The organism is Elusimicrobiota bacterium, from assembly GCA_026388095.1.
In the GTDB taxonomy this organism is placed as follows: Bacteria; Elusimicrobiota; Elusimicrobia; order UBA1565; family UBA9628; genus UBA9628.
In genome coordinates this window covers 1-23,539 of record JAPLKL010000028.1, presented here as the reverse complement: position 1 = coordinate 23,539, position 23,539 = coordinate 1, and the positions used below count along the sequence as shown (strand labels likewise).

At 67.1% G+C, this 23,539-nt stretch carries 20 protein-coding genes and 1 pseudogene; 7 read left to right on the top strand and 14 right to left on the bottom strand.

Annotated features, from left to right (window positions below):
- The 10 genes from NTY77_06730 to NTY77_06685 all read right to left on the bottom strand — a co-directional run bounded on the left by NTY77_06730 (position 1) and on the right by NTY77_06685 (position 13,280).
- On the bottom strand, positions 1–1,128 hold the full coding sequence (locus tag NTY77_06730; protein ID MCX5795167.1) for a DUF3341 domain-containing protein: 1,128 nt from the start codon (positions 1,126–1,128) through the stop codon (positions 1–3).
- Positions 1,121–2,488, bottom strand: coding sequence for a polysulfide reductase NrfD (gene nrfD / locus NTY77_06725; protein ID MCX5795166.1), 1,368 nt, complete (start codon positions 2,486–2,488; stop codon positions 1,121–1,123). Before nrfD ends, NTY77_06730 begins: the two co-directional genes overlap by 8 nt.
- Complete coding sequence (locus NTY77_06720; protein ID MCX5795165.1) at positions 2,478–5,333, bottom strand: 4Fe-4S dicluster domain-containing protein; 2,856 nt, start codon at positions 5,331–5,333, stop codon at positions 2,478–2,480. The genes nrfD and NTY77_06720 overlap by 11 nt, the downstream gene beginning before the upstream one ends.
- The gene (locus NTY77_06715) at positions 5,326–5,487 is read right to left on the bottom strand and encodes a hypothetical protein (protein ID MCX5795164.1); all 162 of its coding nucleotides are present in this window, start codon (positions 5,485–5,487) and stop codon (positions 5,326–5,328) included. The genes NTY77_06720 and NTY77_06715 overlap by 8 nt, the downstream gene beginning before the upstream one ends.
- Positions 5,471–6,079 (bottom strand): cytochrome c3 family protein, encoded by a 609-nt coding sequence (locus NTY77_06710; GenBank protein ID MCX5795163.1) that lies wholly within the window; start codon positions 6,077–6,079, stop codon positions 5,471–5,473. The genes NTY77_06715 and NTY77_06710 overlap by 17 nt, the downstream gene beginning before the upstream one ends.
- A gap of 87 nt (positions 6,080–6,166) precedes the next feature.
- Positions 6,167–9,607, bottom strand: a complete 3,441-nt coding sequence (locus NTY77_06705) for an AAA family ATPase (protein ID MCX5795162.1) — start codon at positions 9,605–9,607, stop codon at positions 6,167–6,169.
- A 162-nt stretch (positions 9,608–9,769) separates the two neighbouring features.
- Positions 9,770–10,327: a hypothetical protein gene (locus NTY77_06700; GenBank protein ID MCX5795161.1), complete on the bottom strand. Its 558-nt coding sequence runs from the start codon at positions 10,325–10,327 to the stop codon at positions 9,770–9,772.
- A gap of 37 nt (positions 10,328–10,364) precedes the next feature.
- The gene (locus NTY77_06695; GenBank protein MCX5795160.1) at positions 10,365–10,820 is read right to left on the bottom strand and encodes a tRNA (cytidine(34)-2'-O)-methyltransferase; all 456 of its coding nucleotides are present in this window, start codon (positions 10,818–10,820) and stop codon (positions 10,365–10,367) included.
- Position 10,821: 1 nt separating this feature from the next.
- Positions 10,822–11,601 (bottom strand): alpha/beta fold hydrolase, encoded by a 780-nt coding sequence (locus NTY77_06690; protein MCX5795159.1) that lies wholly within the window; start codon positions 11,599–11,601, stop codon positions 10,822–10,824.
- A 68-nt stretch (positions 11,602–11,669) separates the two neighbouring features.
- Entirely contained in the window at positions 11,670–13,280 is a 1,611-nt protein-coding gene (locus NTY77_06685) for a hypothetical protein (GenBank protein MCX5795158.1), read from the bottom strand.
- Positions 13,281–13,309: 29 nt separating this feature from the next.
- Here NTY77_06685 and NTY77_06680 point away from each other — a divergent pair, with 29 nt between their 5' ends.
- The 4 genes from NTY77_06680 to NTY77_06665 are packed head-to-tail and all read left to right on the top strand — an operon-like array spanning position 13,310 to position 16,213.
- Complete coding sequence (locus NTY77_06680) at positions 13,310–14,590, top strand: pyridoxal phosphate-dependent aminotransferase (protein MCX5795157.1); 1,281 nt, start codon at positions 13,310–13,312, stop codon at positions 14,588–14,590.
- A 54-nt stretch (positions 14,591–14,644) separates the two neighbouring features.
- The gene (locus NTY77_06675; GenBank protein ID MCX5795156.1) at positions 14,645–15,181 is read left to right on the top strand and encodes a sigma-70 family RNA polymerase sigma factor; all 537 of its coding nucleotides are present in this window, start codon (positions 14,645–14,647) and stop codon (positions 15,179–15,181) included.
- Positions 15,174–15,614, top strand: a complete 441-nt coding sequence (locus NTY77_06670; protein ID MCX5795155.1) for a hypothetical protein — start codon at positions 15,174–15,176, stop codon at positions 15,612–15,614. Before NTY77_06675 ends, NTY77_06670 begins: the two co-directional genes overlap by 8 nt.
- Before the next feature lie 17 nt (positions 15,615–15,631).
- Entirely contained in the window at positions 15,632–16,213 is a 582-nt protein-coding gene (locus NTY77_06665; GenBank protein MCX5795154.1) for a hypothetical protein, read from the top strand.
- A gap of 90 nt (positions 16,214–16,303) precedes the next feature.
- Here NTY77_06665 and NTY77_06660 read toward each other — a convergent pair whose 3' ends face one another.
- From NTY77_06660 to NTY77_06645, 4 genes and pseudogenes are all read right to left on the bottom strand, one after another.
- Positions 16,304–16,528: a DUF2892 domain-containing protein gene (locus tag NTY77_06660; GenBank protein MCX5795153.1), complete on the bottom strand. Its 225-nt coding sequence runs from the start codon at positions 16,526–16,528 to the stop codon at positions 16,304–16,306.
- Positions 16,529–16,537: 9 nt separating this feature from the next.
- Positions 16,538–16,927 carry a rhodanese-like domain-containing protein gene (locus NTY77_06655; protein MCX5795152.1) on the bottom strand — a complete coding sequence of 130 codons (390 nt, stop codon included), beginning with the start codon at positions 16,925–16,927 and terminating at the stop codon, positions 16,538–16,540.
- Positions 16,917–20,095, bottom strand: a pseudogene (locus NTY77_06650) (efflux RND transporter permease subunit). Before NTY77_06650 ends, NTY77_06655 begins: the two are co-directional and overlap by 11 nt.
- Positions 20,092–21,456, bottom strand: coding sequence for a TolC family protein (locus NTY77_06645; GenBank protein MCX5795151.1), 1,365 nt, complete (start codon positions 21,454–21,456; stop codon positions 20,092–20,094). The pseudogene NTY77_06650 and the gene NTY77_06645 overlap by 4 nt, the downstream one beginning before the upstream one ends.
- A gap of 97 nt (positions 21,457–21,553) precedes the next feature.
- Between NTY77_06645 and NTY77_06640 the strand changes: the two genes are divergently transcribed.
- The 3 genes from NTY77_06640 to NTY77_06630 all read left to right on the top strand — a co-directional run.
- Positions 21,554–22,690 (top strand): HAMP domain-containing sensor histidine kinase, encoded by a 1,137-nt coding sequence (locus tag NTY77_06640; protein MCX5795150.1) that lies wholly within the window; start codon positions 21,554–21,556, stop codon positions 22,688–22,690.
- A 120-nt stretch (positions 22,691–22,810) separates the two neighbouring features.
- Entirely contained in the window at positions 22,811–23,086 is a 276-nt protein-coding gene (locus NTY77_06635; protein ID MCX5795149.1) for a hypothetical protein, read from the top strand.
- Between the two features lie 97 nt (positions 23,087–23,183).
- A partial coding sequence (locus NTY77_06630; GenBank protein ID MCX5795148.1) for a hypothetical protein occupies positions 23,184–23,539 on the top strand: 356 nt, incomplete at its 3' end.

Here is a 23,539-nt window from a genome sequence, read left to right as displayed (position 1 = left end):
TCATAGGTCGGTGTCCTTGGCGTGCTGAGCCCTCTGCAAAGCCCGGACATAATGAACCACGGCCCAGCGCTCATCCTCGGTGAAGCCGTTGCCCAACGACGGCATCGCGTCCTTGCCCTTCATGATGGTGTGGTAGATCTCGCCGTCCGTGTACGCCAGGAACTTCTTGGCTTGCAGGTTCGCGGGCTTGCCCCCGTAAGCCGCGGTCAAGATCGGGTTACCGTCAGCCAAGGGACCGTGGCAGATGAGGCAGTTATTGGAGAACACCTTCCTGCCCAGCTGCAGCACCTCGGCTGTCCGCGGCAGCGGATCAGCCAGGCCCTTGGCCTGCTCCAGCTTCTCGAAAGGATAAGGCAGCCCGCCCCGCGCCACCGTGCCCGCGGGCGGCGCCTGCATGCCGCGGCCGTCCTTGAAGAACCGGCTCGGCAGCTGCGCGTCGAGCCGAGGCTGTACGAGCATATGCGACATGGGCGGCAGGACCGGGAAGAGCTTGATGCCCCAATACATGGCCGCACCCGCGATGACGCAGACCAATGCCCCGCCTCCGGCCAGGCCCAGCAAAGCGTTGATCGAGATCCTCTTGGGCGGCGCAAGCTCGGCGAGGACCTCGACAGAGACCGCGCCCGCTTCCTTGAGCGCGGCCTGTGCCGCGGCGACATCCAGCATTCCAGCCTCAGCCTCGATGGACAAAGCGAAGCGGTCGCGGGTCACGGCCCCGGACGCCTCCGAGCTCAGGAAGGGGTGCCAGAACTTGGGAAGCTTGTTGAGCAAGAGCAGCATGCCCAGCCCGGCCGTGAAGGTCGCGAAGAGCACCGTAACCTCGAACATGATGGGGATGAAAGCCTGCCAGGAAGACGGGTCCTTGCCGCCCGTGACCAAGGGATAATCCACGGAGCTCATCCACCACTGGAACAGGAAGGCGGTGATGGTCCCCAAAACTCCCATGACCAGCACCATGCCGCCCAAAGGCGAGCGCCGCAAGCCCAGCGCTTCTTCCAGCCCGTGGACAGGATAAGGGGTGTAAGCTTCCAGCCGGCCCAAGGCTTTGGCCTTGAGCTTGGGCACCGCCGCAAGCAGGACCGTCGGGCTCTCGAATATTCCCAGCACGCCGAAGGCCCGCTCAAGCATGGGAGGCCTCCTCGGGCTGGCCGCCGGGCAAGGTCGCCTTCACCTCGGTGGTGGCCACCACGGGAAGGACGCGCGCGAAGAGCAGGACCATGGTGAAGAAGAAGCCGAAGGAGCCCAGCAGTATGCCGTAGTCCACGAGCGTGGGTTTGTAGATATGCCAGGCCGACGGCAGGAAATCGTTGTAGAGCGAGATCACGATGATGACGAAGCGCTCGAACCACATGCCCGCGGTCACGGCCAGAGCCACGATCGTCATGGCTAGGCCGCTGCGCCGCATGCGCGGCCACCAGAATATCTGAGGGATTACGGTGTTGCAGGCGATGGCCAGCCAGCCGGCCCAGCCATAGGTCCCGGAGATGTACTGCATGAAGGTATGGTGGATGTAAGGGTTCATGCTGTACCAGGCCGTGAAAGCCTCGCAGATGTAGGAGTAGCCCATCAGGCACGAGCAGCCAAGGATGACCTTGTTGCACAGCTCCAGGTGGCGCATCGTGATGAGGTTCTCGATGGCCATGAGCCGGCGCACCACTGAGAGCACCAGCACCACCATGGCAAAGCCCGCGAAGATCGCGCCCACCACGAAGTAGGGCGGGAATATGGTCATGTGCCAGCCCGGGACCACCGAAGTGGCGAAATCGAACGACACCACGCTGTGCACGGAGAGCACCAGTCCCGTGGCCAGACCGGCGAGGATGATATAAGCCTTCTCGTAATGGCGCCACTGCTGGGGAGTCCCGCGCCAGCCCAGGCTCAGCACAGTGTAGGCGATCTTGCGCACCTTGCCCGTGGCGCGGCCGCGCAGAGAGGCCAGGTCCGGAAGCAAGCCGATGTACCAGAACAGCAAGGAGACGGAGAAGTAAGTCGAGACCGCGAACACGTCCCACATCAGCGGCGAGCGGAAATTGGGCCAGATGCCGCGCTGGTTGGGGTACGGGAAGAGCCAGAACGCCAGCCAGGGCCGGCCCACGTGGATGGCCGGGAAGATGCCCGCGGTCATGACCGCGAAGATGGTCATGGCCTCGGCGAAGCGCGCGATGGCGTTGCGCCAGCGCGCGCGGAACATGAGCAGGATGGCGGAGATCAGCGTGCCCGCATGCCCGATGCCGATCCAGAACACGAAATTGATGATGTCGAAGGCCCAGCCCACGGGCCGGTTGTTGCCCCACACGCCGATGCCCATGTAGACCGTGTAGCCGATCAGGGCGAAACCCAAAGACATCACCGAGGCCGCGAGCGCGAAAGCGATGAACCAGGCTCTGGGCGGCTTGCGCTCCGGGTACTGAAGCACCTGCTCGTCCAGGGCGGCCGCGGTCAGCGGACCCGCGACCAAGGGCTCCGTCCTGAAGGCTTCAGGAACCACCGAAGCCTCCGTTCGGGTTGGTCAGGTCCGCGAGATAAGTCACCGCGGGCTTGACCCCCAGCTCTTCGAGCACCCGGTAGGCCCGATCGCTGACCGCGAGCTTGGAGACGCGGCTGTCCGGGTCCTTCAGATCGCCGAACACGATCGCGCGCGCCGGGCAGGCCGCGGCGCAGGCCGGCTCGATGTCCCCGTCGCGCAAAGTCCGGCCCGCCAGCTTGGCGGCCTGCTTGGCCTCCTGGATGCGCTGGACGCAGAAGGTGCACTTCTCCATGACCCCGCGCGGCCGCACCGTGACCTCGGGATTGAAGGCCAGGCGCATGGACTCCGGCGTCTGGGCGTTGAACTCGAAGAAATTGAAGCGCCGCACCTTGTAGGGGCAGTTGTTCATGCAGTAGCGCGTGCCCACGCAGCGGTTGTAGGCCATCTGGTTGAGGCCCTCGTCGCTGTGGTTGGTCGCGGCCACCGGGCAGACGGTCTCGCAGGGCGCGTCGTCGCACTGCTGGCACAGCATGGGCTGCAGGAGGACCTTGAGGTTCTCCTCCGGGCCCTCGTAGTAGCGGTCGATCCTCATCCAATGCATCTCGCGGCCGCGCAGAACGCGCTCGGCGCCCACGGTCGGGATGTTGTTCTCGGACTGGCAGGCGATGACGCAGGACTGGCAGCCCACGCAGAGGCTCAGGTCCACGGCCATGGCCCACTTATGCTTCGGGAACTTGCGCGGCGGATAGAGCGTGGCGAGGTCTTTTCGGTGCGTCAGGCGGCCCTTGCGGGACTCGGCCAGGGTCATACTGCGGACCACGTCACGGCCTTCCATCCTGTGGTGCCTCTGCATGAAGGCCAAGGCCTCGCGCCGGCCGGTCTTGCGCAGAGTCACCGCGGCGTCCGCGCCGGCGCCCAGAAGCGGGTAAAGATCCGTGCCGACCCCCTTGGCGATGGACCCGGTCCTGCGGCCGTAGCCCAAAGCGGCGCTGAGCACACCCGGCGCCTGGCCCGGCTGGATGACGGCCGGCAGCTCGGCCGACCGGCCGCCGGCGGACAGGCTGACCGAGTCCCCGTCCTGGAGGCCCAGGCGTCCCGCGTCCGCCGGGCTCACGCAGACCGCGTTGCCCCAGGAGAGCTTGGTCATGGGGTCCGGCAGCTCCTGGAGCCAGCCGTTGTTGGCATAGCGGCCGTCGAACACGTTGGCGCCCGGAGCCAGGATGAGCTCAAAATCTGAGGGCCCGCGGTCCGCGGCCAAGCGGGCGAGCCGGGTCACCACCGCGCCGTCGAGGCGGCGCGGCGGACGCGGCTTGGCGTCCCGCCGGAGGACGCCCTCATGGAGCGCCGCGTCCCAGAACCTGTCGAACGCGACCAAGGACCCCTGCGGCTGGACTTCCTTGCCCCAGCGCGCCATGAGGTACCGGCGATAGTCCGCGGCGGCGGCCCCGCCCAGCCCGCGCACCAGGCCCAGCAGGACGTCCTCGCCCTGCCTGGTGTCGTACAAGGGCCCGACCGCGGGCTGCTGCAGGCACAGCAGGTCCCAGGCCGGCTCGAAGTCGTTCCAGGACTCGAGCCAATGATGCTCGGGCAGGACCATGTCGCAGGCCTGGGCGGTCTCATCTTCGTGCAGACCGATGCGCACCTTGAAGGGGATCCCCGCGAGCGCGGCCTTCCACAAGACCGCCTCCGGGAAAGCGTAGGCGGGATTCACTCCCCAGAACAAGGCCGCGGCGAGCTTCCCCTCGCCGGCCTCGCGGAGCGCAGCCGAGACTTCGTCGGGCCTGGCCAGGGCCTCCGGGGCCGCGGCCACGGAGGCGTCCACGGTCTGGCCCTCGGCCCCGAGCATGGTGTTGAGCAGGAAGGCCGCGGCGTGCGCCTGCGGCGGCAAGGCCGGGCCGGCCACGACCAAACCAGAGCTTCCGGCCCTCTTGAGGTCCTGCGCCAACGCCAGAAAGAGCGCGGGGTCGATGCCCTGCTCGCGCGCCAGGGCGGCAAGGTCGAAGCCTGAGAGGGCCGCGGCTTCCACACCCGACGGCAGGGGACGCCCCTTCTCATGCAGGGAGCGCGCCAAGGCGAAGCCCAAGGCCGCGGCGCGGGATGGCTGCCAGGGGATGCGCTGGTCCGCGTTGGCTCCCGTGAGGCTCATGCCCGCCTCGCAGGCGTAGAGCCGGTTCATGGAACGCTCAGTGCGGTTAGCGGCGAAGCCCGCGATCTCCTCCGGGCATCCTCCCGAAAGGATGTCCGCCTCCAGCGTCAGGATGACCTGGGCGCGGTCTAGACGGAGCCTGGGCCGCCGGGCATCGCCGTAGCAGTCCTTGAGCGCCGCGGCCTCGGACCCTCCTCCCAGCCCCGGCTCCCAAGCGACATGCCTGAGCCCGGGCAGGACCCGCTGCAAGCCCTTGATGAGGGCTTTGCGCGTCGGCGACAGGAGAGCGCCGGTCATGAGCAGGACCGGCTTGCGGCCGGACCGGGCGTCGTGCAGGACGGACCGCAGCTTGCCCTCGGCCTCGGACCAAGCCACGGGCCGGCCGCTGATGAGCGGCCGCTGGAGCCGGTCCGAATCGTAGAGGCCCATGAGGTCCGCGATGGCGCGCAGCGAGGTCTTGGCGTTGGAACCGGGATGCCGGTCATTGCCCTCGACATGGATAGGTCGGCCCTCGCGGGTCTTGACCAGGACGGCGTAGGCACGGAGCCCTTCCTGGAAAGTGCTGGCGTAGAGGTCCGCCACCCCCGGCCGTGCGCCAGAGGGGCGTCTGGTGAAAGGCACTATCTCGCCCCGGTCCGGATCCGAACAGCCGGTGGCCAGCGCCGCAGAAGCGCCGATGAGGCCCAGGAACTCCCGACGAGATATTTTCGGTTCAGCCATGCCTTTTCACCGAATGCTTCGGCGGCTCCGGCTGCAATGGCGTCTTCGCGCTCACCGGCGCGCTGCCGGCCAGACGCCCTAGCCCCGCCAGCAGGCCGCCCAGAGCCCACAGACAGCCCTTCAAGAAATCCTTGCGGTCAACGATGGCAGGCATTGCAGTTCTCCGGGGCGCGCGTGATGGTCGAGCCCGCCGGCAGGGCCGGTCGGGGGTCGCGGTGGCAGGCCAGGCAGTTGGCCATGCGCATGGACATGTGCTGGGTCATCACCGCCATCTCCTGCACCGGGCCGTGGCAGGTCTGGCAGGCCACGCCCGCCAGGACATGCGGACGATGGTCGAAGAAGACGTGGCTGGGCAAAGAGTAGACGCGCTTCCAGGCCAGGAGCTGACCCGAAGCGAAGGCCGCGGCCAGCCGCCTGATCGCCGGGCTGTCGGTCTTGGTCACCTTATGGCAGCCCATGCAGGCTTCGACCGACGGTATGCCCGCGGCCCGGGATTTCTCCGCGCCCGGGTGGCAATGCAGGCAGGGTATGGCCAAGGAGCCGGCATGCAGCCGGTGCGAAAAAGGGATGGGTTGAGCCGGGGCGAAGCCCCGTGCGAAGCGATCAGGCTGGGCCACCCAGCCGACGCAGCATATGATGAGGGAAGCGCCGGTCGCCGTGGCGACCAGCACGACGCGCCCTAAAGGATCGCGCAGGCCATCCCATAGGGTCCCGGCTAGGCGATCGAGGTCTGGGAAATCGAGCAAACTCGGCGTTCCTCCAGCGCGCTAAGTCTACTAAAAAAAAGCCCCCGCGCCGATGTCTCGGCGCGGGGGCTGTCCCCACCAGGCCGGCTATTTCGCCGCGCCGCGCAGCTGGTCGAGCCGCAACGCGGCCTTCTGGAGGATCTCCGAATAGGCCGTGCCGGTCAGGATCTCGATGCCCTGGCTGACTTGGCTGACCGCGTAGATATGGAACTTCCCGTCCTTGACCGCCTGCACCACCTCGGGCGAGATCTGCAGGTCGGCCACGTTCGTGGCCGGGATGATGATGCCGTGCTCGCCGGTGAGGCCCCGGGCCTTGGCCAGGGCGAAGTAGCCCTCGATCTTCTCGTTGACGCCGCCGATGGCCTGCACGTTTCCGAACTGGTCGGCCGAGCCCGTCACCGCGAAGTTCTGCTTGATGGGCACTCCCGAGAGGCGCGAGAGCGTGGCGTAGATCTCGGTCGAGGTGGCGGAGTCGCCGTCGATGCCGCCGTAGTTCTGCTCGAAGGAGATGCGGATCTGCGCGGAGATGGCCTTCTTCTGCGCGAAGGTGTTGCGCAGGAAGCCTTCCACCACGCCCAGGGCCTTGTTGAAGCTCGAGCCCGTGGTCCCCGCTTCCCGGTCTATGGAGACCACGCCGGGGGCGCCGGCGCTGGCCGTGACCGTGATGCGGGCCGGGACCCCGAAGGTCCCCATGACCGCCAGGCCGTTGATCTGCCCGACCTCGGCTCCGGAGGTGGCCACGTGGAAGATGTCGTTGAGGTAGGTCTCCATCACGCGCTTGACGTAGCCCTCATCCCGGTCCTTGCGGGCGGCCAGCGCCTGGGCGATGTCGGCCCCGGTGACCTCTTTGCGGCCCGATTCCTTGGCCCAGAAGGTGGCCTCGCGCAGCAGGCCGTTGAGGGCCCCGAACTGGGCCGTGACCCTCTGGTTGCTGTCCACCAGCCGGGCGCTGTACTCCAGCACGCCGGAGATGGCTTCGCGGGTCAGGTCCATGACCGCGCCCGCGCTCTTGGCCACCATGACCTTGAGGACCTCGACGAAGCCGGCCACGGTCTCGGCGTTGATAGGCAGCCGGGACTCGAACTCGGAGGAGGCGTTGAAGGCGGATGCGAAGGAGTCGTCATGCTCGCGCAGCATCATCTTGATCATGGGCGAGCCCAGCAGCACGACCTTGACCTTGGCCGGGGCGTAGTACTTGTTGCCCTCCAGCGTGGCCAGGCCCTTGAGCCCGTCCGTGGTGATCTCGGCCTTGCCGGAGCGCACCGCGGCCATGAGCGCCTGCCAGGCTCCGGGCTCGCGCAGGACCGACATGGCGTCGAGCACCAGGAAGCCGCCGTTGGCGCGCAGGAAGGAGCCGGACTTCAGCGTCGGGCCGCCGGGGTTCTTGGACTTCATCATGCCGGCGCCGGGGACGATGATCGGCTGGGCGTTGTCGTCGGCCTCTCCGAAGAGCCGCTCGTAGCTGGGGTGGGACTCCCAGATGACGGGCGCGCCCTGGGTCTCGGAGTTGTCCACCAGCAGGTTGGCCTGGTAGAGCTTGGCCGGGTCGATGCCGTTGAGGGGGTGCGGGGAGTTGGCGTCGTACTCGTGCGGCATGAAGACCTGGAAGTTCTTGGCCGCGTTGGTCATGAGCATCTTGACGTAGGCCAGGAGCCTCTTCTGCTCCGGGGAGACGGGCTTGGCCGCCTCGGCCTTCTTCAGGATGGCGATGTCGGCCTGGTTGGCCTTCATCATGGCCTTGAACTTCTCGGCCAGAGGCGCCACGGCCGACTCGAGCTTGCCCTGGGCCTCGTCGAACTCGGCCTGGGTGAAGGCGCCGGCCTTGACCAGCGTCTCGACGGCCTCGGCGGACAAGGGCTGGCCTTCGAAGGTCAGGGCCACCATGAGCTGGATGCCGTTGCCCTGCTGCACGGGCTTGAAGAACACGCCGAACTTGGCGATGGAGACCTTGGCCACTTCCTCTTGGAACGCGGCCTGGCGCGCCTGGACCTTGGCCATCACGGCCTGGACGGCGGCGGAATCCTCGGAGTCGCCCTTGACCGCGGCCACGAGGCCTTGGCCGAGCTGGTTGATGACGGAGACCACGGCCTGCTGGGCCAAGGAGCCCACGGCCTCCTGGACGGCGGCCATCTCCTCCTGGTTCTTCTCCAACATGGCCTTGAACATCTCCATGATCTGCCCGGTGTTCTCGGAGATGCCGGCCTTGGCGGCCGCGAACTCCTCGGCCGTGAACTTGCCGTCCTTGATAGCGGCGGCGACGGTCTCCTCGGTGAGGGGCTGGCCGTCGAAGGTGGGGGCGACCAGGATGCGCACGCCGCCCTCGGTCTCCTCGACCTGGACGGCCACGCCGAACTTGCCGACCTTGATCTTGGCAATCTCGGCGTCGAACTCCTTCTGCCGCTCGGCCATGCCTTTCTTGAACTCGCCGAGCATCTGGTTCTTGGCCTTGGAGACCTCGGCGCCTTGGAGGACCTTGGGCAGGTTCTCGGAGAGGCCGGCCACGAACTCGGAGACGGCGCCGGTGAAGGCGCGGCCCTTGCCCGCGGGCAGCTGCATGATGATGGGCAGCTCGGGGTTGGCGAAATTCGTCACCGCGACCATGTCGCCGGGGGTGGGCATGGCCGGGGCGACCTCGGCGAGCACGGACTTGAGCGCGGTCTCGCGGCCGACGCCTGTGGGGCCGGAGACGTAAAGGTTGTAGTTGGCGCCGGGCATCTTGAGGCCGAAGCGGATGGCCTTGACCGCGGCGTCCTGGCCCACGATCTTCTGCTCGCCCAGGGCCACTTCCTTGGTGCTGGCCGGCAGCTGCTCAGGGGCGGGCACCCAGCGCAGGTTCTGTATGGCGACCTCATAGCCCTTGGGGTCCGCGGCCTGGGCCTTGGGCCGGTCCGCCTCGGCGCGGGCCTGGATGTACTTGGACTTGCGCAGCACCGGCATGCCGGCGAGCTTCTGCCAGATGGTGGCCTTGGCCTCGACCGCGTCAGCGCCGTCCGTCGCCTTGGCGCCGTTCTCGTAGACCTTGGCGATGCCTTCAGTCGAGGCTCCCTTGGGGGCGGTGATGGCGGCGGCCAGGGCGGTGAGGTTGTCGCGCACCGCGCCGGCGGGCATGGCCTGGGCCGCGGCCATGATCTTGGCCGCGTCAGCCGGGGTGTTGGCGGTCTCGGGGAGGGCGACGCCCGCGGCCTGGATCTTGTTGATGAGGTCCACCACGGGGTGCGCGGCCACGGCCTGGGGCATGACCATGGGCGAGCCGCCGATGGAGGCGGCCGGCGCGACCGTCACGGACGGGGCGGACATGTCCTTGAGGACGGCCGAGCCGAGCTGGGGAGTCAGGCTCATGGAGCCGAGGTTCATGTTGAGAGGGACGGAGACCACGCCTGCGGCTCCGGCGAGGTTGCCGGTGATGGCCGAGCCGCCGGTCTGAGCACGCACCACTGTGCCGGCCGCGGAGGCGGTACCGGGCAGCCAGAGGGCCAGGGCGAGGACGACCGCGAGGGCTCGGGTGGCGACGGTGGTCGAGGATTTCATAATAGGCTCCTTGGTCATGGCACGGCTCGGTTGGAATCCCATGCTCTGATAATTATAGGGGAATGCTCCCAGGTTTTGATGGGCCGATTGGGCTTTTGCGGGATGTTAAATGGCCCACGGAGGCCTAGAACGATGGACCTAAGGAGGCTGGGAAGGTTGGTCCTACTGGAGGGAGGAGCCGCGTTGGAACACCACGGCCAGCCCGCCGGGATCGTCGCCCGCGGCGAGATAGGGGCTCAGCTCCGTGCCGGCGCTTTGCTGGGCCCGAGGCAGGACGATGCCGCATTGGGCCCCTGGGGCGGCCTGGCCGCCCTGGACGATGGCCTGGAAGACCAGGTTTGGAGCGCCCACGTCGTCCGGGTGGAGGTCCACGGCCTCGGCGAAGCTCTTGGCGTCGATGCGGCATTCGGCCACGACGGAGACGCGGCCGTCAAAAAGCGTGTTGACGTTGGCTGAGAGGGTGCGGGACGCCTTGCAGGAGTAGTCCCATCTGCTGCCGTCCTTCTTCACGATCTTAACGGATAGGCGGGAACTCTTGCCGAGACCGCCGCCTTCCAGGTCGAACTCGAAATCAACCTCGTACGCCCTCCAGCCGAAGCGGTCGTAGAACTCCACGAGCTGGCCCAAGGGCTGGAACTCACCGGCGTCGCGCACACTGTACTCATGCGCCCGCGCCAAGCCGGGGAGCATCAGCATCGCCGCCAGAAGAAGCCTCTTCATCCTGCTTGGACTGTAACAGGTCGCTGGGTCGGATTTATTACGGGTCCCGGCCGGTCGCGCGCAGGCCTTCATAGAGGGCCAAGGCCGCCGCGGTGGAGAGGTTGAGCGAGCGCGCGTCCCGGCTGACCGGGATGCGGTAGAGGCTGCCGGAGAAGCGCCTCATGACCTCCTCGGGCAGGCCGCTCGACTCCCGGCCGAAGAGGAGATAGCTGTCCTTGCGGAACGGGGCATCCCTGAAACTGGCGCGAGCCTTGGTGGTGAAGACCAGCACCGAGGCCCGGGCCGGCAGGGAAGCCAAGAACGCCGCGAGATCCTCGTGGACCGTGAGTTCGAGCTTGGGCCAGTAGTCGAGGCCGGCGCGCCTGATCTCGCGGCCGCTGATCCGGAAGCCCAGGGGCTTGATGAGATGCAGGGCCGCGCCCGCGGCCACGCAGGTGCGGCCGATGTTGCCGGTGTTCCAGGGGATCTCGGGCTGGTAGAGGACGATGTGCAATTCAGTCCGGGAGGCTGCGCAGGAATTCCAGCATCTGCCGGTTGAAGGCTCGGGGGTTCTCGATGCTGCTCAAGTGGCCGGCATCGGGTATCCGGGCGAACCTGGCTCCGGGGATGGCTGAGGCCAGGGCTTGGCAGGATGCCGGGGGAGTGAGGGCGTCATCTTCGCCGCCCACGACGAGGGTCGGGACCCTGATCCTGGCCAGGGCCGGGGTGGTGTCGGTGCGGCTCATGATGGCGGCGGCCGAGGCGCAGACGCCTTGGGGGTCGCTGCGCAGGATGGTGTCGCGGATGAAGGTCACGCAGGGTCTGTTCTCGGCAAGGGTCCGGGGAGCGAAGGCTTTCTTTATGAATTCATCGGCGAAGGGCTTAAGGCCGTCCTTCTCTATGCCTCGGATGGAGGCGATGCGGTTATCCCTGGCTTGTTCGGTGTCGGCTCCGCTGCGGGTATCGGCGAGGATCAGGGCCTGGAGCCGTTGGGGCGCGCGCTCTGCGGCGCGCAGGGCTATGTAGCCGCCCATGGAGAGGCCGCAGAGGGCGACGGCGGGCAGGCCCAGGAGGTCGAGGAGTCCGAAGAGGTCGTCTACGTAACTCTCCATGGTGGCGGAGGCGCCGGCGAGGGGGCTGCGGCCGAGGCCGCGGACGTCGTAGGTGACGACCCGGAAATGGTTCTTCAGGGCTTGGACTTGAGGCCGCCACATGGTGTGGTCGAAGGGGAAGCCGTGGATGAGGACGATGGAAAGGCCGCTGCGCGGGCCTTCGTCGCGGAAGAAGAGGTCCATATCACCCTAAGCTCAGCATGCCAAATTGTATATCAAGCGCCGCGCCCACCGAAACCCATCCCCGCCTGTCAGCGCATCTCCGCCTGATGGCGCCGCAGCTCCTCGGCCGCGGCCGCGACCGGGACCCGCTTGCGGCGGAGCGCCTCTCCCAGACGGGCGTCGTCCCAGGGCAGCAGGAAACGATACTCATGCGCCGCCAGCCAGGCTGCCGGCACGGCCCGCCGGGCGACGAACAGGATCGTCGTGTCGTCCCAATACACCACGGCCCAGCGCTCCCGCGGCATGTAGGAGGCGTACCAGGGTCGGCCCGTCGCGAGCATCATGTTGTAGTTGAGCATGAGGGCCCCGTCGAAACGCTCCCGGTCCAAGAACCCGCTCCAGAGCTCGGGGCTGGCGAAGGCCTCCTGGACCCGAGGCAGTTGGTCGTGGAAGATGTAGCGGCCGTCGCAGAAGCAGCGGTACCAGGGCCGCAGCCGCCAATCCAGGTAGCCCCCCCAGGCCCAGACATTGTAGAGCCGCAGTCCCTCGAAGACCTGCCTCTGCGGCGCCATGAACTCCGCCGCCGAATACGGCACGTAGAGGTAGTTGAAGACCCCGCGTCCCCAGAATATCCTCGGCAGCAGCCAGACCGCGAAGACCGCTCCCAGGACCAGGCCGCAGGCCGCGGCCCGGCGCAGCCACACGCTGCCGTCCCAGCCCGCCTCGCGCGCGGTCAGGAATATGGCGGCCACGGCGGCCGGGCAGAACAGCAGCGAGCAGCGCTGATGCCTCAGCGCGGCCAGGCCCAAGAGGCACGCGAAGACCGGCAAGGCCAAAGGCCAGCCGCGGCCCCCGCCGCGCTTGCGCCACAGCGCGGCCGCGGTCGCGACGGCCAGGGCCGCGGCCGTCGGCCAGAAGGGCCAGTATGCCGTCTGCAGCACGTTCATGGGCTGCCATTCGACGATGCTGCGTTCCAGATGCTCGATCATGCTCCAGTGCTCCCAGAGCACGCGGTGCGGTCCCCAGCCGTAGGGGTTGCAGAGGCTCCCCAGGGCTCCGGCCGCCGACGCCGCGGCATGCCTGCGGGCTTCGGGCCAGGCCCCCCGCAAGGCCGCGCCGGCGGCATAGGTCAGCAGCAGAGCCAGGCCCAGCGCGAAACCCGCGTGCAGGTCGGCCCACAGGGCGAACAAGGCGAAGCTGCCCAGCAGGCGCCGGGGCAGCGGGGCCGGGGGCCTCAGGACCTCGGTCTCCAACTTGAACACGAGCCAAGAGAACAGGGCCAAAGAGAAAAGGTCCGACCTGATGTCGGAATAGGCCAGCAGGTTGGCGGCCCACAAGGCCAGAGCCGCGGGCAGCAGTCCTGCCGCGATCCCGCGGGCCCGGAGCAGGCGCAGCAGCGACAGCCAGGAGACCGCCAGCAAGGAGAGCTTGAGGTACCAGAGCCCCAGCATCCCGCCGCAGGCGTAGACGGCCTGATAGATGAGCTGCGCGAGCCATTCGAAATCCACCCAGGGCTGGCCGGCCTTGGTGAAGGAGAGGAAATCCGCGCGCGGCAGGGAGCGATGCTCCAGGATCCAGCGCCCGGCGCTGAGATGCCAGAAGAGGTCGGGGTTGAAGAGCGGGAAGAAGAAGGCGGGCGCGGCGCTGACGAGCGCCACCGCCCACCAGATGCGATCCTCGCCGGGGCGTGCCGTGGCCACGCGCTATCATACCATGCTACGATACCCCCATGGCCAGAGCGATCCCATCGGCCGGAATCAACCTCTTCCAGTTCATCTACGTCCTCCTCGCCGAGTACGAGCGCCGCTCCGGCCTGCCGGCCCTCAACCTGTCCCTGGGGAACCCCGACGGGATCCCCCCCCAGGAGATCCGCGACCTCCAAGCCCGGTTCTGCACGGACCCCGGCTACGATTTCCACACCTACGCCGAGGACAAAGACCTCTTGGATTTCTGCGACGGTATGGTCGAGCTCCATGGCCGCATCAGGTTCAAGGAGCATGCCCATCTCAGAGCCACGCCCATCGCCGGCATCAAGACCGCGACCGCGCTCATCCCCCTGGCCTGCGGCCTCCACCTGCCCGACCGGCGCCGCCGGGCCGGCTTCGCCATGGCCTCCAACCTCCCGGCCTACGACGTGTCCGGCACTTGGTGCGGCTCATACCTCGGGGCCAAGCGCGTGGTCTGGCCCCTCTACTCGGCCGAGGACATGCACCTGTGCATGGCGCATCTGGAGACCGCGCTGCGCAGAGCCAAGGTCAAGCGGCCCGACCTCATCTTCGTCATCCGGCCCGGCAACCCGGCGTCGGTCGGGGCCTCGGCGAGCGAATGGCAGGCCCTCATCCAGTTCTGCCTCGCGCACGAGACCAGGCTCGTCAACGACGCCGCCTACTCCGGCCTCTCGGACGAGACCCACGTCCCCCTCGCCGCGGTGGCCAAGGACTACCCCGACCTCGAATGGCTCGAGCTCTACTCCGTCAGCAAGTCCTTCTCGGACCCCGGCGCCCGCCTCGGAGCCGTGGTCGGCTCCAAGGACTTCGTGGAGGACTACATCACCATCAAGGGCAACACCGATTCCGGCCCCGTCCCCGCGCTCATGGCGGCCTACGGCCGCTTCTTCCAGGACCGCGAGACCGCGAGGAGATCCCTGGAATCCCTGTATCGTCTCTATCGCAGCCGCCTCGACTATGTCATCCCGGCGCTGAAGAAGGCGGGACTGCGCCAAGCCTGCCCCACCAACGCGGGCTTCTTCACCCTTTGGAAGGTCCCCCGCAAGGCTCTCGGACAGGACTTGGCCGCTCTGGCGCGCCGGCAGGGCCTGAGCGTGCACGAGGCTTACAACCGGCTGGCCATATCGGAGACCGGCATCGTGGGCGTGCACTTCGCCGGGTTCGGCGCGGACGACGGTCCCGAACCGCTGGTCCGCTACGCCGTATGCGCGGATGTCCTGAGCCAGAAGTTCCAGACGCGCTTCGAGACCGAGCTGGCCCGCCTTGAGCCCCGATACGACTAGCCTCCCATACAATAAGATCCGGCCCCGGCCGTTATATCCCTTGAGGGCGCATCGGTGGACGACCAGCAGATAGCGGCCGGCATCCGAGCCAAGGACGGCGAGGCGTTCCGGGAACTGGTGGCGGCCCACGGCCCGGGCCTATACAGCTTCCTCGTGTACCGGCTGGGGGACCGGACCGAAGCCGACGACGCCTACGCGGAAGTCATGATCAAGATCTGGCAGAACGCAGGAAGGTACGAAGAGAGCGGCCGCTTCAAGGCCTGGCTCTTCACCATCGCGCACCGGACCGCCCTGGACCGCCTGCGCAAGAAAGCGCCCGTCGGCCTGACCGAGGAGTTGGAGAGCCGGGCCGTCTCGCCCGAGGCCGGCCCGGACCGGCAGGCGGAGAGCCGGGAGGTCGGCGAGAGCTTCGAGAAGGCCCTGGCCGGACTGCCCGAGGAGCAGCGCGAGGTCTTCCTCATGCGGGAATACTCGGGCCTTTCTTTCACGGAGATAGCCAAGGCTTTGGGCTGCCCTTTGGGCACGGCGCTGGCCCGCATGCGCTACGCCGTCTTGAAGCTCCGCAAGGGATTGGAGGAGTTCCATGCATGACGCCGCTCATGAAGAGCGCTGCCTGCTCGAGGACTCCGGCGCCGAGGGGTGCTCCGAGTGCCGCGCCTTCTTGGCCGCGATGAATGCGGCCTCGGACTCGGCTCAGCGCGCCGCCTTGACCCCTCCAGCCTGGCTCGACGCCGAAGTCATCAGCCGAGCCGCCCCGCCGCTGGTTGTGCGCCCTCGCTGGCGCAGGATCAGCCTGGGCTTGGCCGCGATCGCAGCGGGCTTGGCCCTTTTGTTCCTCCCGGTCGGCAGAAGTTCCAACAACCTGCATTGGACCAACGGGATCGAACGGGATATCACGCGCCTCGACTCCGAGCTGGCGGACATCTCTCAGGACATCGCTTCGACATCGGACGCCATCGAACTCGACGCGGATATTGGCCGCATCGAGGACATGGCGAAGGGACTCAAGAGGCAGGCGCTCTAAGGCGCAGGGAGGACAACATGAAGAAGAGGATGCTGCTGGCGTCGTTGCTCGCAAGCCTGGTCTTGGCCGGCCAAGCCTTCGCGCAGAAGCCGCCGCAAAGACCGGGACCGGAGCCCGGAGCCGGGGAGGAGCACGGCAAGCCGGGGCTGGAGGAGCGCAACCCGGCCGTGGAGAAAGAGGCCATGGAATACCTCAAGAAGCAGATCCCCGAGATCGACGAGGAGCTCGAGCGGATGCAAAGGGACAAGCCCGAGGTCTTCCACCAGAGGTTCCGCCAGTACATGTTCGCCTACCGCGACCCGAAGCTGCGGGACGAATTCATCAAAGGCATCAAGTCCGACTTCGAGGTGCGCCGTCTGGTCCAGGCCGTGCGCCAAGCCAAAGGCGACGATAAGGAGAAGCTCAAGAAGGACCTGGAGAAGGCCCTCTCCGAGCAGTTCGACACCAACCTGGCGCGCATGGAGTTCAAGCTCAAGCGCATGCAGGAGGAGATCGGCGAGCTCAAGACCCGCATCGACAAGCGGCGCTCGGTCAAGGACCAGATCGTCAAGAAACGGCTGGGCGAGCTGACCGGAGAAGTGGAGACTTGGGACTGGTGACGAGCCGTAGAATGGCGCGGCACCCGAAGGGTGCCGCGCCACCAGCGCCCCCTATGAGGGGGCGCTGGTTCCGTTGGGGTGGCCTGCCGTTCAGGCTTTCGGCTCCCCCCCGCAGCAGCAGCTCCCGGCCTCCTTCTTGTCGAACTTCCTGAGTATGTCCTCCATCAGGCACCACTTGGTCAGCGCCGACTGGAAGAGGTTGGCGCCCACGAAAGCGGTGAACCACAGGAAGTTCCGGTTCACCCAGACCGCCAGGGCCAGGCTGACGAGGATGAAGGTCCCCGCGATGAGACGGATCTTTTGCTCGATGGTCATGGACGCCTCCTATTTCACGACTGGAAATCCCGCGCCTTGCCAGGCCGAGATGCCCCCGGCCAGGTCATGGACCTGCCCGTAGCCCTTGGCCCTGAGCAGGGTCGCGGCCACGGCGGACCTGCCGCCCACCGCGCAATACACCAGGATGGGACTCTTCTTGTCCGCCGGCAGCTGCGAGAGCCTTCCCGCCAGCAGTTGGACCGGGATCAGCACGGCCCGCTCCAGATGCCCTTGCTCGTATTCCGCTTGAGTACGCACGTCCAGGACGAAAGTCCCCGGCTGCTTGGCGATCTCCGCGGCCTGGGCCGGCTTGACACCCCCCAGGCGCGAGCAGGCCAGCGCCCCCAGGATCACCGCGGCCGCGGCCAAGGCCGCGCCATCCACCCAGCTAATCGCCATGAGACGGCTCCTCCGGGCGCTGGCGCCGCGCCAGCAGGAAGTACAGGACCGGCACGGCGGTGCGCGACAAGAACGTCGACGCCACCTCCCCGGCCATGAGCGAGACGGCCAAGCCCTGGAAGATCGGGTCGAAGAGGATGACCGCCGCGCCCACCACCACGGCCGCGGCCGTCAGCAGCATGGGCCGGAACCGCACCGCGCCCGCGTCGACTACGGCCTGCTCCAGCGGCATCCCCTCCTTGAGGCGCAGCTGGATGAAGTCCACCAGGATGATGGAGTTGCGCACCACGATGCCGGCCCCGGCGATGAAGCCGATCATGGAGGTGGCGGTGAAGAAGGCGCCCAAGGCCCAATGCGCGGGGAGTATCCCCACCAAGGTCAGCGGGATGGGCGCCATGATGACCAAGGGCACGGTGAAGGACTTGAACCAGCCCACCACCAGGATGTAGATGAGCAGCAGGACCACGGCGAAAGCCAGGCCCAGGTCCCGGAAGACCTCGTAGGTGATGTGCCATTCCCCGTCCCACTTGAGCGCCCACTCCTGTGAGCTGTCCGGCTGGCGTGTGAAGTACTCCTTGAGGTCCAGGCCCATGGAGCGGGCCAGGTCCCGCACGGGGCCGCGCAGCTTGATGATGGCGTAGACCGGGCTCTCCTGCCGGCCCGAGACGTCGGCGATCACGTAGGTCACGGGCTGGAGGTTCTTGTGGTATATCGGCTGGTCCTGCTCACGGGACTGCGCGGCGGTGAGCCCCCCCACCGGGATGGGCGTGCCGTTGCGCGACATCAGCGTGACGGACTTCAGCGCGCCGAGGTCCCGCCGCCGCTCCGAGGGCAGGCGCATGCGGATGCACACCGGCTCTTTCTCATCTTCGACATGCGCCAAGTCCACGGTCCGGCCGTCCAGGGCCAGGCTCACGGTCTGGGCCACGGCGGAGGCCGGGATGGCGTTGAGGGTCGCTTTCTGGCGGTCCACGACCAGGCGCTCCAAAGGCTGCGGGTCGGGCACATAGGTGTCCACGTCGACTATGCCGTCGGTGCGTTCCAGGAGCTCCCGGAGCTTGCGGGCCAACTTGGTGCGTTTGGCCGCGTCCGGGCCGTAGAGCTCGAAGACCAAGGTGGAGAGGACCGGAGGTCCGGGCGGGATCTCGGCCACCTGCACCCGGGCGCCGAACCGACGGGCGATGTCCTTGATGGGCGCCCGGACCTCCTTAGCGATGTCGTGGCTCTGCCGCTTGCGCTCCTGCCGGCGCGAGAGGCTCACCAGGATGTCGGCTTGGTCCGGCCGCTGCCTGAGGAAGTAGTGCCGCACGAGCCCGTTGAAGTTATAGGGCGAGGCGGTGCCGGCGTAGACCGTGACCCGCTTAACCTCGGGCACGGAGCGCAGATAGTCGGCCATGCCCCCGGCAGCCTCCCGGGTCCGGTCCAGGGCGGTCCCCTCGGGCATGTTCAAGACGACCTGGAACTCGTTCTTGTTGTCGAAAGGCAGCATCTTGACCGTCACGGCCCTGAAGAGCACCAAGCTCAGGGCCCCGGCCAGGAGCGCGAGCATGACCGTGAAATACCAGAAGCGCACCCGCCCGTTCTCCAGCACCGTGGTCATGAAGCGCCGGTACATGCGGTCGAGGCCCGACTCCTCATGCCCCTTGATCTCCCGAGGAGGGAACCGCTCCAGGATGTGGGCGAAGGCCCAGGGCGAGATGACGAAGGCGATGGCCACGGAGAAGAGCATGGCCACCGAGGCCCCCACCGGTATAGGCCGCATGTAGGGGCCCATCAAGCCGCTCACGAAAGCCATGGGGAGTATGGCCGCGATGACGGCCCAGGTGGCCAGCAGCGTGGGGTTGCCCACCTCCGCCACGGCGTCTACGGAGAGCTGCCAGAGCGGCCGCCCGTCCTTCATCATGAAGTGGCGATGGATGTTCTCCACGACCACGATGGCGTCGTCGACCAGGATGCCGATGGAGAAGATGAGCGCGAAGAGCGTGATGCGGTTGAGCGTGTAGCCCGCCAGGTAATAGATGAGCAAGGTCAGGGCCAAAGTCACCGGGATGGCGATCGCCACGACGATGGCTTCCCTCCAGCCCAAGGCCAGCGCGATGAGGATGGTGACGGAGACCGTGGCCAGCAACATATGGTAGAGGAGTTCGTCGGACTTCTCCTTGGCCGTCTCCCCGTAGTTGCGGGTCACGGCGATGTCCAGAGCCGGCGGCAACAGCCCCTTCTTGACCTCCTCCATCCGGGACAGGATGGCTTCGGCCACATGGGTGGCGTTGGCGCCTTTCCGTTTGGAGACCGCGATGGTCACCGCGGCCTGCCCCTGGGTGGAGACCTCATGCTCATCCTCGTCTCTGCCGTCAGACACCTTGGCCACATCGCTCAAGAGCACGGGCCTGCCGCCGGAAACGCCCACCACCACGTTCTTGAGGTCGGCGATGGACCGGATGAAAGCGTCGGTCTCGACCTGGACCGAAGTCCCGGGCTTGTTGTAATGCCCGGCCGGGAGCTTCTGATTGGAGGACTGTATGATGGCCGCGACCTCGAGCGGGGTCAGCCGATGCCGCGTCAATGCCGCCGGGTCGAAATGCACCAGGAATTGGCGCTTATGGCCGCCGATGAGCTCGGTGTCCGAGACGTCCGGGACCGCGCTGATCTCCTGGCGCAGGCTGGCCGCGGCCCGGCGCAGGGCCAGGCCGTCGAGCCCCTGCCCGGAGAGGGTCAGCGCGAGGATGGGGACGTCATCGATGGAGCGCGGCTTGATGAGCGGCTGGCCGGCGCCCGCCGGCATGAAATCCAGGTTGGCGAAGGTCTTGGTGTAGATCCTGGTCATCGCCTCGTCGGGGCTGGTGCCCACCTTGAAGCGCACGATGAAGAGCGCGGAACCCGGCTCCGAAGTCGAGTAGATGTACTCGACGCCCGGGATCTCCCAGAGCTTGCGCTCGCCCAGGTTGACGATGCGCTGCTCGACCTCGCGCCCGGCAGGGCCACGAAGATGTCGAACATGGGGACGTTGATCTGGGGCTCCTCTTCCCGCGGCAGCTTCCAGACTCCGAACAGCCCCAGCAGCACCGCGCCCAAGGCGATGAGGACCGTCAGCTTGGACCGGATGAAGGCCTGGGCCAGGACCCCGGCCGCGCCGAGATGACGCCCGCCCTGCGTGCCCTGGCTCATCGTCCCGCCCCCAAGCCCCGCTCGAGCTCGCCCACGGCCGGGCCGTCCAGCTCTCCCGCCGCCAGGAGGAGCCGCGCCCGCCCCGCGTGCAGGCCGTAGAGGTTATCCAGATACGCGGCCTGGGCCCTGGCCATCGCCTCCTCGGCACGCAGGACCTCCAGGATGCTCTGGCGGCCCTCCCGGTAGAGGGGACGGAACAGCTCAAGAGACTGCTTGGCTTTGTCCACGGTATCCCGGGCGATGGGCAGGCTTTCGCAGGCGCCGCGGTATCCCCCATAGAGCTGTGCGACCTCGATGCGCACCCCCTCCTGCATGCGCCGGGCCTCGGCCCGGCTGACTTCCAGGGCGGCCTGCGCCTTGGACCTGCGGGATGGATAGGCCGGATCGCCCAGCGGGAGGTTGGCGCGGACTCCGAAGATCTTGTTCCAGGGGTTGCCGTTGAAGTCCCGGGTGTCGGTCTCCAGGGCTCCGAAAGCCTCGACCTTGGGCAGGAGGCTCAAGCCGGACTGGCGCCGCAGCACCCCCGCCGCCTCCTCCTGGAGCGCCGCCTGCCTCAGCTCGGGCCTCTGGCGCAGGGCCCGGTCCACCAGTTCGCCCTCGGGCTGCAGGGAGCAGCCCCCGTAGGCCAAGGAGCCCGCGACGCCCAAGCCCTGAGGAGCGACTCCCATCAAAGTCGAGAGCTTGGACCGGGCCGAGTCCAGGCCCGCGCCGACGCGGCTGTGCCAGGCCCGCAGGCCTCCCAAGGTGGCCTGCGCCGCGAAGTAATCCGAGCCGAGGACCAGCCCCTTCTCCTTGAGCTTGCGCGCGTTCTCGATCTCGGCGGACGAAGCCTCGATCCGCTCGCTCAAGGCCTTGGCCAGTTCCTGCTCGAGGAGCACCCCCAAGAAGGACTCCACGACCGCGTAGCGGGCGTTCTGCGCCGCGGAGTCCCGCGAGCTGGCCGCCGCATCCCGGCCCAGGCCGCCGAGCCGCTCGGAGCTCTGCAGCTCGAAGCCTGTGAAGAGCGGCACCCCCACCTCGATGGAATTCCTAAAATTGCTGGTCAGGCCGGGGTTGTTGAGCTGGTCTATGGCGAAATCGGCTTGCGTGAAGGACCTCTGGTTCATCAAGGTCCCGAAGACATAGACCGGGTTGTCGCCCCGGGTGAAAGAGCTGTTGACCCCCAGGCTGGGCAGGCGCCTCATCCGAGTCTCGCGCAGGGCCGCGTCCGCCTCCTGGAACCGATAGCCCGCGCTCGCCACGCCGGGGTTCCGCTGCAGCACCGCATCCACCGCGGCGCCCAAAGTGTAGGTCTGGGCCCGCGCCGGGACCACTGCAGAGAATGCCAGCCCCATCATGATGGATATCGCCGCGCGAGTCATGTGATCGCTCCTTCAGCCTTTGGATGCGCAAGCACCGGAAAGGATTCATGCTTCAGGAATCCATTATCTCAAATTTGCGATAATAGATTGTCAGGCTATGTGGAAAAAACTCAACGGCTTCTTGGCCCGTGACAGACGCAACGCCTGGCTCGTGAGCCTCCTCCTGCTGGCGGCCATCGGGTCTTTTGACTACGCCACGGGCATCGAATACGGTTTCGGCCTCTTCTATCTCTTCCCCGTCGTCCTGGTGACTTGGCATGTCGGGCAGAGGCCCGGCCTGCTCATCTCCTGCCTGGCCTCTCTGTGCTGGGCCTTGGCCGATTACTTGCCGCGCCTGCTGCAGGGGCTGGGCCCGGCGCAGTTCCATGTCACCATCTGGAACGCGGCCATCGCCCTGGGCATCTTCACCGCCTTCACGGTGGCCTTGGCCAAGCTCAAGCGCGCCTTGGAGCACGAGCGGGAGATGCTGCGCCTGAAAAGCGACCTGCTCTCGGTGGTCAGCCACGAGTTCAACAACTCCCTGACCACCATGGGCATGGCCTTGTTCCTCCTGCGGGAGAACGACGAGGTCCCGGATCAGCGCCACAAGACCTATCTGACCTTGGAGCGCATCCACCAGATCCTCAAGACCACGGTCAGCAACTTCCTCAACCAGGCCCGCATGCAATCCGGCCGCTTCCAGCTCGACATAAGGCAGATCGAGCTGCGCCGGCTGGTCGGGGAAGTCCTGGAGCTCATGCGTCCCCTGGCCGAGCAGAAAGGCATCGATCTGCGCTTGGAGTTCCCGGAAACGACCTTCCCGGTCACAGCGGACCCGGACGCGATGATCCTGGTCCTGAGCAACCTCATCGGCAACGCGGTCAAATACACCCCAGCCCACGGCCGGGTGAGCGTGCGCCTCAGGCCCGCCGGCGGCGACCCGCCGCAAGAAGTGGAGGTCTCGGTCGAGGACACGGGCATCGGCATAGCGGCCGAGGACCAAGAAGCGATCTTCCAGGGTTTTTACCGGACCGGAGAGGGAAGGAAGGCGGCCAAAGGCTACGGCCTGGGCCTGATGGTCTGCCGTCAGATCATGGCCAGCCATGGCAGTTCTTTGGATGTGGAAAGCCGGCCCGGAAAGGGTTCCCGTTTCCACTTCCGGCTGCCTGTGTGCCGGCCGGACTGCCCGAATCTCACGAGCGGCCTCTGCCACCGATGCCGGAGCCGCAATCCCCTGGCCGAGGCTCGAGTCTAAGCCTAGACAGCGCAATCCGGAATTTGGTTTACTAGTATGCTCGTTGTCAAGCCGCATGGGGGTCAAAGAGTGAGAAAGAAAGGGTTGTTATCCGTCAGGATTCCCGGTCTGAGCAGGACCGTGGAAGAGAAGCCGGCCGCCCGAGCCAAGGTCAGCATCGACTATCCGCAGCAAGGCGAGCGGGTCCAGCGCGGACACTACGCCGTCCGGATCTCCGCAGGAGAGGCGGAGTGCCAGGCCGCCGTGGACGGCTCGGATTGGCAGAGCTGCCGCGGCGACGCCGGCTTCTGCTGGTTCGATTGGTTCCCGGAAACGACCGGCACCCACACGATCTCGGTCCGCGCCCGCGTCAACGGCAAGTGGGCCAAGACCGAGCGTGTCTGCGACGTAGAGTAGGCACCCTCCAGACATCCTTTGCGACGCCCGCCCGGACAGCGCTAGCTGCCCGGGCGGGTATACGCACCTGCTGTCGCGCATTCCCCAGAATGGCGCCATGAGCAAGGCCTTCCGGCTGCGTCCCCGACGCGGCGTCTTCCTCGAAGCCCCGGCCCAGCCGGTCGCCGACAAGGCCTTCTTCGAAGATGTGGACCTCTGCTACCGGACCTTGTGCGCCATCCTGTTCAATTTCGTGCCGACGTCCGGGCATCCGGGAGGGAGCATCTCCTCAGGACGCATCGTCTCGGGCCTGCTTTATGAAGGCCTGGACTATGACTTCCCGCGCCCGGAGCGGATGGATGCGGACCAGCTCCTCTACGCGGCCGGACACAAGGCGCTGGGACACTACGCCATGTACTCCCTGCGCAACGAGCTGGTGCGCATCGGCGACCCCGCGCAGCTGGCGCCGGTGGC

Coding starts and splice junctions, on each gene's coding strand:
- NTY77_06720 (MCX5795165.1), bottom strand. CDS start 5,333: ATGGCTGAACCGAAAATATCTCGTCGGGAGTTCCTGGGCCTCATCGGC.
- NTY77_06660 (MCX5795153.1), bottom strand. CDS start 16,528: ATGACCATCGAGCAAAAGATCCGTCTCATCGCGGGGACCTTCATCCTC.
- NTY77_06665 (MCX5795154.1), top strand. CDS start 15,632: ATGAAGAAGAGGATGCTGCTGGCGTCGTTGCTCGCAAGCCTGGTCTTG.
- NTY77_06655 (MCX5795152.1), bottom strand. CDS start 16,927: ATGGCGATTAGCTGGGTGGATGGCGCGGCCTTGGCCGCGGCCGCGGTG.
- NTY77_06640 (MCX5795150.1), top strand. CDS start 21,554: ATGTGGAAAAAACTCAACGGCTTCTTGGCCCGTGACAGACGCAACGCC.
- NTY77_06645 (MCX5795151.1), bottom strand. CDS start 21,456: ATGACTCGCGCGGCGATATCCATCATGATGGGGCTGGCATTCTCTGCA.
- NTY77_06700 (MCX5795161.1), bottom strand. CDS start 10,327: ATGAAGAGGCTTCTTCTGGCGGCGATGCTGATGCTCCCCGGCTTGGCG.
- NTY77_06680 (MCX5795157.1), top strand. CDS start 13,310: ATGGCCAGAGCGATCCCATCGGCCGGAATCAACCTCTTCCAGTTCATC.
- NTY77_06715 (MCX5795164.1), bottom strand. CDS start 5,487: ATGCCTGCCATCGTTGACCGCAAGGATTTCTTGAAGGGCTGTCTGTGG.
- NTY77_06730 (MCX5795167.1), bottom strand. CDS start 1,128: ATGCTTGAGCGGGCCTTCGGCGTGCTGGGAATATTCGAGAGCCCGACG.
- NTY77_06705 (MCX5795162.1), bottom strand. CDS start 9,607: ATGAAATCCTCGACCACCGTCGCCACCCGAGCCCTCGCGGTCGTCCTC.
- NTY77_06670 (MCX5795155.1), top strand. CDS start 15,174: ATGCATGACGCCGCTCATGAAGAGCGCTGCCTGCTCGAGGACTCCGGC.
- NTY77_06690 (MCX5795159.1), bottom strand. CDS start 11,601: ATGGACCTCTTCTTCCGCGACGAAGGCCCGCGCAGCGGCCTTTCCATC.